Below are 13402 nucleotides of genomic sequence, written 5' to 3' on the forward strand. Positions count from 1 at the left end.
GTCGGCCTCAGGTTGGCTTGCGCCACACGGAGATGTGCTTCGCGGAGTCCTGGGTGAACGGCGCCCCGTCCCAGTCGGCGACGCGACGTTCCAGCTCGAGCCCAGCGATCCGCGCCATCAGGTCGAGCTCCGCCGGCCAGGCGTACCGATGCCGGGAGCTGCCTCGGCGGAAGCGGCCGTCGTCGCCGTCGCGGGTGAAGTGGTGCGAGACGAGAATCTGCTCGACCAGGTCGAAGGTGTCGAAGCCGAGATGCTGCTCGGAGACGTCGAACGGCACCGCGACCTGGCCGGGCGGCAGGAACCGCAGCGGCGGCACGCCCAGCTCGATGACGAATCGGCCGCCGGGTCGCAGATGACGTGCGGCGTTGCGGAAGCACTCGACCTGCTCGTCCTGCGTGAGCAGGTTCGTGATGGTGTTGTAGACGAGGTAGACCAGGGTGAACTCGCCGGGGGCGACGCTGGTGGCCATGTCCCCGATGACGACCGGGAGCATGTCCTCGTCGATCTTGCGCCGCAGGACCGCTGCCATGTGCTCGGACAGTTCGATGCCCACCACCGGCACGCCGCTTTCCCGGAGCGGGACGCCCACCCGTCCGGTTCCGATGGCGAACTCCAGGGCCCGGCCGTCTCCGGCGAGCTCGGCCAGGAAGGCGAGAGTCGGTCCCAGAACGGCGGCCGAGGACATCTCGGTCTCTTCGGCGTCGTAGCGGTCGGCGGTCGCACGCGTCCACAGCTCACTGCTCGTCACGGGCGGACACTCTGCCGGGTGCCAGGGGCGCTGTCGACGCATTTACCTTCGACCGGCTCCGATCACGGGTTCGGGCGGGGCGGTACAGAGCTTGCAGGGCGGGACTTCACCGAGCGGACACCTTGCGACGCCTGCCCTCTGGGTGCGCGTCACCGTGAGCGGTTAACGTGCCCGACCGTCACCCGCCCTCATCCGCCGTCAGGAGCCATCCATGCGCCCCGCCCCGCTCACCGCCGTCCTCGCGTTGGTGGCGTCGCTCACCGTGCCACTCACCGCCGCGCCGTCTGCCTCGGCCCAGGACCACGCCCAAGCCCAGGACCACGCCCACAAGTCGGTCGGCCTGCGTGTCGCCTCGTACAACATCCACTACGGCGCCGACAGCGCAGGCGCTTTTGACCCCGCGCGCACCGCAGACGCCATCCGGGCCATGGACGCCGACATCGTGGGCCTGCAGGAGGTCGACGTCCGCTGGAGCGCCCGCTCCGAGTTCCGTGACGTGGCGACGGAGCTGGCGGACAACCTCAACATGCACGTCTCCTTCGCTCCCATCTACACGACGGCCGAGGGCGGCGGGTTCGGCGTCGCGATCCTGTCCCGCTTTCCGGTGCGCAGCGTCGAGAACCACGACCTGACGCGGCTGTCCACGCAGGAGCCCAACCCCGTGCCGAAGCCGATGCCGGGCTTCCTCGAAGTGGTGGTCAAGGTGAAGGGAACGCCGGTGCACGTCTACACGACGCATCTCGACTACCGCAGCGACCCCTCGGTGCGTGCGGCGCAGGTACGCGAGACCGTGGACATCATGGCGGACGACTGCTCGCCGCAGGGCAAGTGCCCGGCCCAGATCCTGACGGGCGACTTCAACGCGGGCCCCGACGCCGAAGAGCTGTCGCCCCTGTGGTCGGGCCTCACGGACGCGTGGACGTCGTCGACCCCCGGCTTCACGTACCCGGCGGTGACACCCGAGAAGCGCATCGACTTCGTGACCGTGTCCGACGCCTTCACCGTCCGCAACAGCACCGTCCCGGACACCCTGGCCTCGGACCACCGCCCGGTGCTGGCGGACGTGACGCTGCGCCGCCGCCACTAGGCTGCGCCGCCACAACGGGAGGGTGTGACCGGTACGGCCGGTGGCCTGGTCACCGTCAGGTGTGTCCACCCGCCGGCCGTCACCGTCTCCGGGCGGCCATCGGAGCCCGATGCGGCCGGCCCTCTCACCCTTCGCTCGGCCGTTGAAGCCTCTTGAGGAGACCTCCGCCGGCAGTTGGCACGTCGTGGTCGCGGGCGTTTTCTCCCGACCCGGTCAGTCCGGGACCGTGCAGTCCAGGATCCGCCCGTCCACCGTCCCCACGACCAGCCGCTGTTGCTCCGCCCGGTACGCGGCGGACACCGGCGTGACCGGGTGGCCGTGTGCGCGCAGGGTGTGCCGGGCTCGCACCTCGCCCGTCGCCGTGTCCAGGATCTCCACCTCGCCGGTGAGATACACGACGTACACCCTCCGCTCGTCGCCGTCGAGATCGGCGAGCGGCTTGTCGGTGACGTACACCCAGCGTGCCTCTCCGTCCGGCAGCCGGCGGCTCACGACGTACGTGCCCTCGCGGGTATCCGCATAGGTGGCGCCCCGTTCGTACGACCGGCCCGCGTGGACGAGGGAGTGTGTCAGCTCGACGGCGGGGCCGTACCAGGGCTGGAGCGCGGACGCCGGGTCCCAGCGCAAGGGGAAGAGGGCGCGCACGGTGGCGGGGCCGTGGGCGCCTGGAGGGTCGATCGCGTGGATCCATGGCGCGTCGTCGTCCGGGCCGGGGCCGTCCACGTACAGCAGACGGGCGCTGTGTCTGACGCGCAGCGCCGGGGAGTTGGAGCGGCTGGGGGCGAGGTCGACGCGTGCCACCTCCTGGTGCGTGGGGGCGAGCAGCAGCGCGGCGTGTGCGTCGCGCCCTTGCGGGCGCAGGGCGAGCCAGCCTTCGGCCGCGGCGCTCAGTGCGGGGACCGACGGCACGTCCACGCTGTCCACCGCACCGCCGTCGGCCGTCGTTATCCGCCGGACAGTGGTCGCGCGGTCAACCAGGCGACCCGTCACCTCGTCGCGCCGGTAGCCCCGGTAGGTCACCCACGCCGACTCGTCGTCAGGGGCCGCCTCGACCTGGACGCTCCCCTCCCCGTCCGCAGGAAGGGCCCACCTCAGCGCGCCCGACGGATCCCAGCATTCGAGGTCCGTGTGCCGGCCGGTGGCGAGCAACCGGCCGTCGGCCAGCACCGCCAGGTCCCGCACCTCCGCCCGCCGCCGCCACCCGCCGTCCGTCAGCCGCGCGAGGGTGTCCTCCACACGCGGGTCGTAAAGGAGCCCGCTCTCGACCATCGGATGGCGTGTGTCGTCGGGGTCGACCAGACCGGCCGGAGCGGACAGCCAGTCGTCGACCGCGACGGCCAGCTCGTAGCCCTTGCGGAAGCCGCCGTCCTTGTCCTCGGGGGAGAGCAGCATCGCGAGCCTGCCGTCCTCCAGCCAGCGCAGGTGGCGCACTTGGCGGGTCTTGCTCAGCAGGTTCGTCACGCGCCCGGTCTCCAGGTGCAGCAGGAGCAGCTGTCCCTGAAAGTCCCACGAGCCGTCGTAACGGCCGGTGCCGACGGCGACGAGTGGCAGCTCGGGGTGAGGCTCGATGGCACATACGGAGTAGCGGGAGGCGACGATGTGGCGCGGACGGAGGGTGCCGGCCTCGTACACACCGATCCGGTGGCCCAGCCAGTGGCCCGTACCGCGCCACATGACGTGCCCGAGGTCACCGGCCGCGATGACACAGCCGTGACGCTCGTCGGTCACCGCCCACTCGGGCCGGCCGATCTCGGCGAACGGCTGGTCCCCGAGTATCCGGCTGACGGCCAGCTCATCCGGCACGACATTCTCCCCCCAGGTGGCGCACAGTCTGCCAGGCCCGGCGCCTTCCTGCGGTCTTCCGAGGGAATCGGCTCATCCATGTACGTGATCGGGAACGGAATCACGACGCACGCATACCGGGGACGCCGCGGACGCGGGGGACGCCGACCCCGCGGGCCGCGTGGGCCCGTAGGGGTGGCATCCGCACGTTGTGCTCAGTCCGTCGGTCGGCGCTTCAGCGCCCTCCGCGGTCGAGGGCGGCGACGTCGCGTACGGCCTCGGCGACGGCCGGGAAGTCCTTCTTGAGGATCGACCCGTGGTTGCCGGCGACCTTCGCGCTGATCCGGATGTTCGGGTTGCGGACGGCCACCGCATCGAGGCCGGCACGTATCCGTTCCTGCTCATCACCGCGGCTTCCGAAGGACGTACCCGAAGCGACCACGTACCGCACCGGGACGGTGATGTTGTCCAGCACGGGGCCCAACTCGCGCTCGCGGGAGAGCCGGCCGAGCTCGATGTTGCTGTTCGCCTGCTGTTCGGCGGTCATCCGCGGGGCCAGCCCCGTCGGGCGCAGCAGCGGCAGGAACCAGCTCATGCGCCGGAAGAGCTTCCGGATCCGCTGTTCCATGGCCTCATCCAGCCAGTCGTACGGGAACGCGCCGTCGACCAGGACCGCGCCCAGCGCGCGCTCCGGGTTCCGGTCGGCCCAGTGCGCCGCGACCACCGCCCCGTAGGACCAGCCCACCAGCAGCGCACGGTCCACACCTCTGGCCGCGAGAACGGCATCGACGTCCCGGACGGCTGCTTCGAAGGAATAGTCCGCCGAACGCTTCGATGCGCCGCGGGCCCGCTCGTCGTAGGTGATGTGCCGCCACCCGGTCCCCAGTTCGGCGACGACCCGCCGCCAGTAACCCTGAGTGGCGAACTGGCCGTTGAGGTAGACCACAGGGACACCGGAGCCACCGGTGTCGGTGACGGCCAGGGCAGTGTCGTCGACCGGCACCATGCCGGTCCACGTCGAACTGGTCGAGGACGTGCTGTTGTTGGTCATACGTTCCCCTTGGTCGCGTCGTCGTCGCGTTGTCGCCACGTTCGGTCGCTTCTGTCGGTCAGAGGCTGCGGGCGGTGATGTCGCCGCGGGTGGTGGTGGCACGGATGTCGAGTTCGGTGGTGCCGTCGTTCTTGAGGGCGTTGTTCACGTTGCCGTATTCGGTTCCGGCGGCCAGCGCGGCCGAGACGCCTGCTGCGGCGGCGACCGAGATGTCGCCGGACTGGGTACGGAGCACGACCGTGCCGCGCACGGCCTCGTTGATCCGGATGTCGCCCCGTGCGGTGCTGATCTCCGCGGGGCCGGTCAGTCGGCCGACCTCGACGTCGCCGTCGATCGCGGTGAGGCGGACGTCGGCGGCTTCGTCGATCTTGATCTGGCGGTACGCGCCGTCGAAGACGACATTGCCGAGGCGTCCCACGCCACGGAGCTCGGCGCCGGCGGCCTTTGCCTCGACGTGGGAGCCGGCGGGCAGCTGGACGGTGACCGTGAGGGATCCGGAAGGGCCGAGGAACTGGTTGTCGGGCGCCGGGGTCGTGATCCGCAGGACGCCGTCGGCGTAGGCGACGGAGGTCTGCTCCGCGGTCTTGGTGTCGCGGTTCTTGGAGGGGTCGGCGGGCAGGACCTCGACGGTGGTGTCGGCGCGGTCTGCGGCGATGAACTGGACGCGTCCCGCAGGGATGTTCAGGACTGCCGAGATCGGGGCGGAGGTGTCGAACTTCTGCATCGTGCTCTCCTGTGCTCGTTGTTTCTGACACCAGAAACGCTACGTTGCTTTCCAGTGCGTGGCAACGTATCTGTTGCATAGAATCGACAACTATGCAGGTGAGAGCCAATACATTGTTGCAGTGAGCCTGTTGATAACGCAACGACCATTCTCCGGTCATTGCAATGAGTGGGAAGTGAACGCTATGGTGGGGATCAAGGACCGCCACGAAGGATCACCAAGGAGATCGCGATGCCGGGAGGCAGGCTCACCCATCAGGAACGCCGGCAGATCGCGTTGGGGCTGGCCGACAGCCTCCCCTACGCCGAGATCGCCCGACGCCTCGAGCGTCCGACGTCGACGATCACGCGTGAGGTGATGCGCAACGGCGGCCCCACCGCCTACCGCGCCGACCTGGCCCACCGCGCCACCGAACGCCGCGCCCACCGGCGCAGGACCGCCACCGCCCAAGGACCGGAGTCGGTCCCCCAGCCGCACGGACGCGACGCCGGGGCCGTGGCCGAGTACGAGGAGACGTTCACCACCGTCCTCATGGCCTCGGGCCTGACCAAGATGGCGGCCCGCGTGCTGACCTGCCTGTTCACCACCGACGCGGGCAGCCTCACCGCGTCCCAGCTCGCCCAGCGCCTGCAGGTCAGCCCGGCGTCCATCTCCAAAGCGATCGCCTTCCTGGAGGGCCAGAGCCTCGTCCGCCGAGAGCGCGACGACCGCCGTCGCGACCGCTACGTGGTCGACGACGAGCTCTTCTACCAGGCGACGATCGCCAGCGCGCGTGCCAACGACCAGCTCGTCGCAACCGCACGCCAAGGCGTGGCCGTCCTCGGCCCCCACACGCCCGCCGCCTCCCGCCTGGAGAACATCGCCCGCTTCCTCGACTTCATCAGCGAAAGCATCACGCGCGCCGCCGAACAGGCCCGCGAAGTCCTGCACACCAAGCCCGGAACCACCTCGAACGACACCGCCCGACCAGGCCCGGACCACGGATAGGCGGACCAAGCCCGTGCCCCGCGGCCCGACATCCTCAGCCCGACACCCGCGGGCCGGGTCCCGCGCGCCCGGTCGACGGGGGCGCGGGACCCGGTGTGGTCACAGTCCGCCGAGTACCGCGAAAGGATCGGCTGCGCCGCCGTTGTCGACGGCGGCGATCCGGCGCCGGAGCGTGAAGGCCGCTCCCGGTTCCAGGGTCACCTTCCGCTGGCTCATCGCCCAGATCCCGCAGGCGTACGCGGTGAACTGCGCGTCCTCGTAGAGGAGTCCGTACGTCTGGCCGTCGGAGCCCGTCATGCCGATCCACGGCGCGGCGGGCGCGAAGTCGGCGGGGGAGCCCGCGGTGATGGTGCCGTGTCCCGCGACACCGCTGCGCTGCCCCGCGCCGTCGTGGTCGAGGACGTCGCCGGTCCAGAAGGTGACCGCAGTGGCGGCGTTGTTGGTGAAGACGCTGTCGGCCCGCACCCACGGCTCGCCCTTGTGGATCGTGTAGGTGGTGGTGACGGCCAGCTCCGGCAGCTCGGTGCTGCGGCCCACCGCGCGCACCGACGCCTCGGCGCCGGTGGAGGAGACCACGTCGACGCTGTCCGACTTCACCGTGCGCTGCTGCCAGGCGTTGCCGCCGCGGGGCTGCGCCACCGAGGCGTAGGGCAGGTTGATCCAGTCGATCTGGTCGAGCCGGCCGACGGCCGCCAGGTCGAGCGGCTTGCCCAGGGTCACGCCAGACAGCTGCGGGTCCTCGGAACCGGCCGAAACGGCCAGCGCCACCAGATCGTTGGAGAGCACCAGGTCAGCGGAACCGGCCTGGGACTGCGGCCCCGGCACCGTACGGCCCGTCCCGGCGCGGGCGCCGGAACGCGTCAGGCCCAGGTCGACTGTGAGCCCGGCACCCTCGCGCAGGGTGACCTCCCGCTCGGCCGGGTCGTAGCCGACGCCGTTGGCGGCCAGGGTGTACGTGCCGGGCGGCGCGAACGCCAGGAACTCACCGGCCGCGTCGGTCGTGCTCGTCCCGATCCGCCGGCCTTCTGCGTCCGTCACCGTGACCTGGACGTTCGCCAGCGGCGCGCCGGTCGCCCCGTCGGTGATCCGGCCGGTGAGGCCGTCGCCCGCGCCCACGCGGCGCGCGCCCGGACGGCCGTCGCGCACCTCGTAGGTGGCGAGGGTGAAGGCGGGCGAGGCGGCGTCACCGGCGCTCAGTACGATCCGCAGTTCGGTGCGCCAGCGCTCGGGCGTGATGTCGCACAGGGTGTAGCCGCGGTACGTGCCGTTGTAGAACTTCACATGCGGGTTGGCGGGCAGGCCCGTGCGCACGTCGGCGTCCCAGCCGCCCGCACCCGAGGAGACGGAGGTGCCGACGAACTCGGTGGCGACGGTCCGCGAACGCGGGCCGCCGAAGTCCTTCTTCAGGTCGTTGACCCACGCCGAGTGCCAGTCACCGCTGAGCACCACCGGGTTGGCGGGCCGCTTGCGCTCGAAGAAGTCCAGGATGCGGGTGCGGGCCGCCGGATAGCCGTCCCACTGGTCGAGGTTGACGATCCTGCCCGGCCCCAGGTCGTAGTCGAAGGCCGCCATGATGGTCTGCTGGGCTATGACGTTCCACCGGGCCCGGGAACGGTCGAGGCCGTCGAGCAGCCAGCGCTCCTGCTCGATCCCGGTCATGGTGCGCGCCGGGTCGTACGCCTCGGCGCACGGCTCCTTGCGGCCGTCGCCGCACGGCTGGTCGCTGCGGTACTGACGGGTGTCCAGTACGGAGAACCCGGCCAGCCTGCCGAAGTCGAACCGGCGGTAGAGCAGGGCGTCGGGGCCGTCGGGGCGCTGTGCGGGCCGCAGCGGGAGGTGCTCGTAGTACGCCTGGTAGCCGTTCGCGCGCCGCTCCAGGAACGGGCGGCCGTCACCGGCGGCGCCCGCGATGTCCGCCGCGTAGTTGTTCTGCACCTCGTGGTCGTCCCAGGTGGTGAAGAACGGGAACCTGGCGTGCGCGGCGCGCAGGTCGGGCGAGGTCTTGTAGAGCTGGTGCAGGCGCCGGAACTCGGCGAGGCCGCCGCCCGCGGTCTCGTAGATGTAGTCGCCGAGGTGCAGGACGAAGTCGATGTCCTGCTCGGCCAGGTCGCGGTAGGCGGGGTACGCGCCGCCGGCCCACGACTGGCAGGAGACGAACGCGAAGCGGAGCCGCTCGGGCCGGTCGCCGGGGGCGGGGAGCGTACGGGTACGGCCGGTGCGGCTGTGGACCGTACCGCCCTCGGCCGCCGTGGAGAAGCGGTACCAGTACCAGCGGTCGGGTGCCAGGTCCTCGGCGACGATGTGCACGCTGTGCGCCGACTCGGGTCGGGCGGTCGCCGTACCGCGGCGGACGACGTGCCGGAAGCGCTCGTCGCGGGCCACTTCCCAGCGGACCTCGACGGGTTCGGCCGGCATGCCGCCGGTCTCGCCGTTCAGCGGATCGGGCGCGAGCCGCGTCCACAGCACCACGCTGTGGTGGTCGGGGTCACCGGAGGCCACACCGAGGGTGAACGGCGCGGTGTCCAGGTCGAGGGCCTCGGCCGATTCGGGCCATGCGAGTTGCCCGGCGGCCAGGGCACCGAACGCGGTGCCGCCGACGGCGGTGAGGAAACGGCGTCGGCCGAGCCGGGGGACGCGGGGTTCGGGGAGTAGGTCAGTCACGCGGGGACTCTCCCGGCGCCGACGGGCACGGCGGCCACCGCCGGGTGAACTCCGCCTTTACGGACGCCGACCGCTTGCCCGGCCGGCCGGCCACGCGCGGGCCCCGCCATCACGGTGCTCGCGCAGACGGCGATCAGCTTCTTCCGTGGGACTGCGCAGGTCCGCGTCCTACGGCGGAGACGCGAAGATCATCGATGACCTTGCGTCCTCCTCGGCCGTTCGTGCCGAGGGTACGTAGCGACACCACTGCATGTGCTGCCGGTGCTGCGGGTGTTGCCGGTGCGCAGGTTCAGGGGTGTGATGTCCTCGTCCGGGTTCGCCACTTCACGTAGCCGGCCTCGGGGTCACCGGTGAACGACCACGGAACGGTCGTCGCGCGGTTGTCCAGGAGCTCGAAGACCTCTCCGGCCCGGTCGGTCATTCCGGCGTGCACGAGTCCATGGGCAAGGTGATTGAGGTCGGCGACGTCCTGGGCTCCGGGGGTCGTGCGGTGCGTGATCCACCGGTCCAGGGCGGTCCGCAGGTCGTTGCGTACCCCGGCCTCGTCCCAATGCCTGTTGAGGAAGAGGGCGTTGTCGCCCTCTGTCTCGCTCCGGTGGCGGAAGTGCTCAGCGCGCGCGACCAAGGGCAGGACCGCGAGGGGCGAGCCGTCGGGTGCGTAGAGGGCACCGTCCCAGGCGAAGTTGAGCGCGGCACCGTGCGAGCCGTGCCAGCGGGCGGAGAGGTAGCGCAGCGCCTGGTGGTGGCCCTCGCGGTGCTGCGGGTCCCGGTTCTGCACCTCCTGCCACCAGTGCTTCATGTTCTGGTGACCCTCCGGGTAGAGGCGCCCGAGTGCCAGGAGTGACACCCACGGTGACGGGTCGTCCGGGGCGAGGTCCGCAGCCCGGTGGCACAGCCATGCCGTCCGGTCGAGAGTGGCCGCGTCGGGCATCGCGCTGCTGCGTGCGGCTGCGAACATGCGCATCACTTCGGTTTCCGCGCGCAGTACGGCCGCATCCGGCCGGCGCGGCTCGGATGCGGCCCACAAGTCCGCCGTACGCGAACCTGCTGCGGCGTCGGCGAGCAGTTTGATGCAATGGGCACGCCGGTCCCAGTCGCCGGCCGACTTCTCGAGCAGGTCCCGTGCTCCTGCCCAGCGGCCTATCAGGAGGTCCTGGCAGCTGTCGGCGAGTTCGTGGTCACCGAACGCCGGGTCGTAGTCAGGCCCCGCCGCACCCCGACGTAGCCAGGCAGACATGAAGAGTCCTCTCGGTCAGATCGAGGGATCGGGGGATCAAGGGATTGGAGGCACGGTCACAGGCTCGGCGGGGGGAGGCGCGGCCGTCGTCTCAGTAGTCGCTGAGCACGCCGTCCCTGCGCTTGGTCATGGCGCTGACCGGCTGGGCCGCGACCGTGCCCTGATTGCCTCCCGCGGCGATCTCCGCATGGTCGGGGTTCAAGGGGGAGGGGCGGAAGTAGGAAGAGGCCCCACTGCGCCACGAGATGAGGAGGGGAAGCAGACCGAGAGCCAGTGTGCCGAGGCCGATGGTGAGCTCGGAGCCCGACAGACCCGGCACGGAGGCGGCGAAGACCCAGATCATGAACGCGGCTCCGCCGAGCGGCCACAGTCCGAGGAAGATCAGTTTCCCTATCGACTGGAAGAGCATCCGCCGGTGGACGACCACCACGGAGATACCGGCCAGGGCGTAGTAGAACGCGATGAGCAGCCCGATTCCGGCGAGAGCGTCCGCCATCAGGTCCGCGCCCGCGTCCGTCGCCATGGTCGTGCCGGCCGCCGCCAGAACCACTGCCGCGACGACCACGGTGGCAACCCACGGTGTTCGGTACGCAGTGTGGACACGGCCGACGGCGGACGGCATGGTCCGGTCGCGGCCCATGGCGAAGAGGGTCCGGGTGGCTTGCAGGAGGGTCGTCTCCAACGTGGCGACCGTCGACAGCAGCACGGCGAGCACCAGCAGCCGGCCGCCGGGGCCCGGCCACAGGACGTCGCCCAGCGCCATCAGAAAGCCTCCGCCTTCGCCGGCCACCTTGTCGGGCCCGAGCGCGGCATTCGCTCCGACCGTGAGGACGAGGAACACGGCCGACGTCACGATGAGTCCGATGAGCCCGCCGATGCCTCCGCCGCCGCGTGTCTCCTCACTGAGGTTGGCCGTCACGTCCCAGCCCCAGAAACTGGCGCCCGCGATGAGAGCGCCCGCGGCGAACGTATGGGTGGCGTCGAAGTGGCTGAAACCGAACCAGGCCGCGGAAACCGGCGCAGCCGATTCGTCGACCAGCAGCGCGCTCAACGCGACGGCGACGAGTACCAGGACCTGGACGCCGACGATGACGGCCCGGGTTCCGGTACCAATGCGTGTTCCGTACGCCACCACCGCTGCCATGACGAGGAACCAGCCCATGCCGACCAGAGTGGTGGCGGTGCGGCTGTCGGACAGCTCGCTCCCGAGGAGAGAGAGGGTGACCTCGCCGGCCGGCTGGGTGGAGGAAATCATGAACACCACCGTCGAGACGACCAGTGCCCACCCGCTGAGGAACCCGAGCGCTGGGTGAAGTGATCGGGCCACCCAGGAGTAGGTGGCGCCCGAGTGGATGTCCAGACGGCTCAAGTACCGGAACGCCAGGGCGATTCCGATCATGGGAACGGCACAGTAGAGCAGCACCGCCGGAGCGGCGAGGCCCACTGTGGCGATGAGGGCCGGGATCATCGCCACGGCGGTGTAGGCAGGACCGCAACCCGCTACCGCCATGGTCACCGAGTCGAACGTGCCGATGGCTCCGGCCCGCAGGCCGGAGACATCGCCAACTGCCCTGCTGTGCTTGCCCTTCAAGGCTGCGCCTTCCCTCGTCGCGTTTCGCAGAGCCGGATTCTTACCCCGGGCGAGGGGGTAAAGCAAGTGGAAAGAGCGTGCCTTCCGTCGAGTCCTCGGAGCGTTCGGCAATTCTCCGGAAGGTGTGCGGATTTCGTTGTCGGCAAGCGTCAAGCGGCGGTTGATGTCCATGCTTTCCGCGGCATCCGAAGAAGGGCTCTCGCAACGCTTTCCGTTGCGGTCGTCCTCTCCCGTCGGGGAAGGGCACGGGATTTCTCTCGGCGCTGGCCTGGCCGGAGCGACACCGGTAGACGCGCGACGCGCTCCACCGCTCGAGCCGCGGCGAGCCGGGTTCCCGCGTGGCCCGCGGGTGCGCCCGGCGCGGACGGGCTCAGCGCCGAGGCAGTGCAAGGCGGTGCAATCACGAAGGTGCGGAGAACATGCGCAATGCAGTCATGGGGGACTGCATGCGAAATCGTCACCGTTCGGAGAAGTCTGTGCTACGGCACGATTCCATTCCGGGTATTGACTCGACCAGCCCCGACCATTCTCCAGTCAATTCCATTCGTTGGCGTTGAGGTACGGCCGACAGGTCGTGGAGCTGAGGGAACGTGCGGCACTCATGCCAGTAATGGGGTCTGTGGTGGTGAGTCCGTGCGGCACGGTCAAACAGCAGGTGGCGCGTCCGATGGCATTCCGAATGCGCGCGTTGAGGTCACAGTCGATGTACGGGCCAACCGACGCGTGTCGGCTTTCTCGCGGATGTCCCTGGACGTGACGAGACCCGGCCGCCGTGGCATCGGCGACCTGGAAGTCCGACTACGTACCCCAGAAGGTCTCGATTGCGCCCGGTGCCGTGGCGCACGAGCTACGCGGCGGGCGCAGGCTGCCTTATCCCCCCAGTTCACGGGTGCCCTCGCCTGCGTCGGCGGGGGACCGATGTCAGCGCCAGCCGAAACGGCGGTCCACCACCGCCGCGAACTCCTCCAGGGTCAGTACGGAATCCCCGTTCTGGTCGGCAGCGTCGAACAGTGCCGACGAGGCATCGGCGTCCCCGACGCCCCAGAACGGCAGATCCCCGGACGCGGCCAGCTGCGGGCCCTTCGTCCGCAGGGCAGTGATCACCTCTTCGCGGGTCAAGGTCCCGTTCTTGTCCAGGTCGAGCGCCTCGAACAGCTTGCCGGCCTTGTCACTCGTCACGTCGTGCTTGTCCCTTTCACCCCTGGGCGGGCCGTCCCACCCGCTCACGGGATGAAACGCTGCCCGTCCCGTCCGAGTTCCCTGTTCGCTGCCGTACGCCGCCGCGTCCCCGACCGCCCAGGCAGCGCCCCCCTTGCCTGAGTCGCGGGTGACCGTTGGAGCGCCAGAACCGGGTCGGTGGTGCGGAAGATCGGGTACGCGATGGGGCTGGACATGCGAGCACCTTGCCACAGACGACAGCGGGCGAAGATCCATTCTCTGTGGGAGCCTCAACAGGATCGCGCGCATCGAACTGTCACATGATCGCCCGGACAGGCCTTGTCCGTTTCATCAGGTCCTCGAACGCTTCCTGCCG

Annotated in this window: 10 protein-coding genes; 2 read left to right on the plus strand and 8 right to left on the minus strand. The window is 70.2% G+C overall.

Going from position 1 to position 13402, the window contains the following annotated elements; translation table 11 throughout:
- Positions 1-7: 7 nt before the first annotated feature.
- Positions 8-748, minus strand: a complete 741-nt coding sequence (locus ACIQMR_RS13525; RefSeq protein ID WP_401385558.1) for a class I SAM-dependent DNA methyltransferase — start codon at positions 746-748, stop codon at positions 8-10.
- Between the two features lie 211 nt (positions 749-959).
- On the opposite strand from ACIQMR_RS13525, the gene ACIQMR_RS13530 reads away from it, so the two are divergent.
- Positions 960-1835 carry an endonuclease/exonuclease/phosphatase family protein gene (locus ACIQMR_RS13530; protein WP_401385559.1) on the plus strand — a complete coding sequence of 292 codons (876 nt, stop codon included), beginning with the start codon at positions 960-962 and terminating at the stop codon, positions 1833-1835.
- 213 nt (positions 1836-2048) lie between these two features.
- Here the strand turns inward: ACIQMR_RS13530 and ACIQMR_RS13535 are convergent, their stop codons facing one another.
- The 3 genes from ACIQMR_RS13535 to ACIQMR_RS13545 all read right to left on the minus strand — a co-directional run bounded on the left by ACIQMR_RS13535 (position 2049) and on the right by ACIQMR_RS13545 (position 5392).
- Complete coding sequence (locus ACIQMR_RS13535) at positions 2049-3638, minus strand: hypothetical protein (RefSeq protein WP_401385560.1); 1590 nt, start codon at positions 3636-3638, stop codon at positions 2049-2051.
- Between the two features lie 214 nt (positions 3639-3852).
- On the minus strand, positions 3853-4668 hold the full coding sequence (locus ACIQMR_RS13540; RefSeq protein WP_401385561.1) for an alpha/beta fold hydrolase: 816 nt from the start codon (positions 4666-4668) through the stop codon (positions 3853-3855).
- 58 nt (positions 4669-4726) lie between these two features.
- The gene (locus ACIQMR_RS13545) at positions 4727-5392 is read right to left on the minus strand and encodes a DUF4097 family beta strand repeat-containing protein (RefSeq protein ID WP_401385562.1); all 666 of its coding nucleotides are present in this window, start codon (positions 5390-5392) and stop codon (positions 4727-4729) included.
- A gap of 231 nt (positions 5393-5623) precedes the next feature.
- Here ACIQMR_RS13545 and ACIQMR_RS13550 point away from each other — a divergent pair, with 231 nt between their 5' ends.
- Positions 5624-6379 carry a helix-turn-helix domain-containing protein gene (locus ACIQMR_RS13550; RefSeq protein ID WP_401385563.1) on the plus strand — a complete coding sequence of 252 codons (756 nt, stop codon included), beginning with the start codon at positions 5624-5626 and terminating at the stop codon, positions 6377-6379.
- A 99-nt stretch (positions 6380-6478) separates the two neighbouring features.
- Here the strand turns inward: ACIQMR_RS13550 and ACIQMR_RS13555 are convergent, their stop codons facing one another.
- The 4 genes from ACIQMR_RS13555 to ACIQMR_RS13570 form a co-directional block, all read right to left on the minus strand.
- On the minus strand, positions 6479-9040 hold the full coding sequence (locus ACIQMR_RS13555) for an alkaline phosphatase D family protein (RefSeq protein ID WP_401385564.1): 2562 nt from the start codon (positions 9038-9040) through the stop codon (positions 6479-6481).
- 289 nt (positions 9041-9329) lie between these two features.
- Entirely contained in the window at positions 9330-10277 is a 948-nt protein-coding gene (locus ACIQMR_RS13560; RefSeq protein ID WP_401385565.1) for a hypothetical protein, read from the minus strand.
- Between the two features lie 91 nt (positions 10278-10368).
- Positions 10369-11868 (minus strand): APC family permease, encoded by a 1500-nt coding sequence (locus tag ACIQMR_RS13565; RefSeq protein ID WP_401385566.1) that lies wholly within the window; start codon positions 11866-11868, stop codon positions 10369-10371.
- 921 nt (positions 11869-12789) lie between these two features.
- Entirely contained in the window at positions 12790-13047 is a 258-nt protein-coding gene (locus tag ACIQMR_RS13570) for an EF-hand domain-containing protein (RefSeq protein WP_401385567.1), read from the minus strand.
- Positions 13048-13402: the final 355 nt, after the last annotated feature.

It is taken from the genome of Streptomyces sp. NPDC091376, from assembly GCF_044757085.1.
In the GTDB taxonomy this organism is placed as follows: Bacteria; Actinomycetota; Actinomycetes; order Streptomycetales; family Streptomycetaceae; genus Streptomyces; species Streptomyces pratisoli.